This is a genomic window from Thermomonas sp. (assembly GCF_025993755.1).
Classification (GTDB): Bacteria; Pseudomonadota; Gammaproteobacteria; order Xanthomonadales; family Xanthomonadaceae; genus Thermomonas.
In genome coordinates this window covers 1-1,859 of sequence record NZ_JAMQHN010000187.1, presented here as the reverse complement: position 1 = coordinate 1,859, position 1,859 = coordinate 1, and the positions used below count along the sequence as shown (strand labels likewise).

Annotated in this window: 3 protein-coding genes; 2 read left to right on the top strand and 1 reads right to left on the bottom strand. The window is 67.0% G+C overall.

All coding sequences use genetic code 11. From position 1 onward, the window contains the following. The coding region (locus tag Q0X16_RS13010) for an efflux RND transporter permease subunit (protein ID WP_297835232.1) at nt 1-1,155 on the top strand (1,155 nt) is incomplete at its 5' end. Between the two features lie 179 nt (nt 1,156-1,334). Next, nucleotides 1,335-1,529, top strand: coding sequence for a hypothetical protein (locus Q0X16_RS13005; protein WP_297832703.1), 195 nt, complete (start codon nt 1,335-1,337; stop codon nt 1,527-1,529). Here Q0X16_RS13005 and Q0X16_RS13000 read toward each other — a convergent pair. Continuing rightward, entirely contained in the window at nt 1,495-1,833 is a 339-nt protein-coding gene (locus tag Q0X16_RS13000; protein WP_297835229.1) for a hypothetical protein, read from the bottom strand. The two genes, Q0X16_RS13005 and Q0X16_RS13000, sit on opposite strands and share 35 nt — an antisense overlap. Nucleotides 1,834-1,859: the final 26 nt, after the last annotated feature.

Sequence of the window (1,859 nt, the reverse complement as noted above, 5' to 3'; positions counted from 1 at the left end):
GGCGGCGGTCTGGTGCGCACCCGTGGCCAGCCGTTCCAGCTGGTGCTGGGCGGGCCGGACTACAAGGAGCTCGCGCAGTGGCGCGACATCATGCTGGCGAAGATGGCGGACAACCCCGGCTTCGTCGGCCCGGATTCCGACTACAAGGAAACCCGCCCGCAGATGCGCGTGGTGATCGACCGCCAGCGCGCCGCCGACCTCGGCGTGTCGGCGTCCGACATCGGGCAGGCGCTGCAGACCATGATGGGCGGGGTTCGCGCCACCACCTTCGTCGATGACGGCGAGGAGTACGACGTCATGCTGCAGTCCGATCGTGCCGGCCGCGATTCGGTGGCCGCGCTGGAGTCGCTGCAGGTGCACGGGCGCGATGGCCTGGTGCCGCTGTCCAACCTCGTCAGCCTGCACGAGATCGCCGAACCCGGCACGCTCAACCGCTTCAACCGGCTGCGCTCGATCACCCTGAGCGCGCGGCTGGCGCAAGGCTACCCGCTGGGCGAGGCGGTGGCCTGGGCGCAGCAGACGGCGCGGGAAAGCCTGCCCGACTATGCGCAGATCAGCTGGAAGGGCGAATCGCGCGAACTGCAGCAGTCGGGCAGTGAAGTGCTGGTGACTTTCGCGCTGGCGCTGCTGATCGTCTACCTGGCGCTGGCGGCGCAGTTCGAGAGCTTCCTGCATCCGCTGGTGATCATGCTGACCGTGCCGCTGGGCGTGCTTGGTGCGCTGCTCGGATTGTGGATCACGAGCGGCACGATGAACCTGTTCTCCCAGATCGGCATCGTGATGCTGGTCGGCCTGGCGGCCAAGAACGGCATCCTGATCGTGGAGTTCGCCAACCAGCTGCGCGATGCCGGACGCAGCATCCACGAGGCCATCGTCGAGGCATCGGCGATCCGCCTGCGACCGATCCTGATGACATCGATCGCCACCGTGATGGGCGCGTTGCCGCTGGTCGTCTTCGGCGGCCCGGGCTCGGCCAGTCGCGCCACGATCGGGATAGTGATCGTGTTCGGTGTGTCCTTCTCGACCCTGCTGTCGCTGTTCGTGGTGCCGGCGTTCTATGCGCTGCTGGCAAAGTACACGCATTCGCCCGAGGCGTTGGCGCACGAGCTGGAGTCGCTGGAAGCGCAAACGCCGCAGGCGGGTGGGCACGCCTGAGCGTCACCTCGACGGCCCGTAAGGCCGGGCACCCCTTGCGTCGCGCAGGGACGAAGCCCGTTTCGATCCCTGAATGATTTCTGACTGTTCGCATGCGATGCGCATGATCGTGACTTCCGGCAGGGTGTTTTCTTGTTTTGGTGTATTACATTACTACCACACCAACAACGGAGAACGTCATGAACACCCAGACCCAAGCCCGCATCCGCAATCGCAGTGCCCTGATCCAGCGCCGGATCCGCGAAGCGGTCGAAACCTTCCTGCCCAATGCGGAGAGCGAGCGTGGTTTCGGCCTCGGCTTTGGCCGCAGCAGCGGTTATGCCACGACCCGCCACTATGTCACGGGTGCGCGCCCGCTGTTCCGCTGCCGCTGAACGCCGCCAGCGGTGCGTCCGGCCCGTTCCAGCGCGACCACTCGCGCGCCAGACGGTGGTCGAAGTACACATCCAGCGCGATGCCGGCGTAGCGGCGCAGCCCGCCGAACCGCATGCGCGCCGCGACCATCGCCGGATGGTTGTCGGTATAGCGGTCGATCCGGCGATGGCGTTCGATCTCGACGCGCACCGGCAGCGGCCAATCCAGCAGCGCCGACGACCCGTGCACGAAGTCCCCGAGCAGCTGCCCGAGGATGGCATCGTCCGAGTCGCGCGCCAGCCACGCGTGGGCGAGGTAATTCATCGGCCCATGCTACGGCGGCGCTCGGG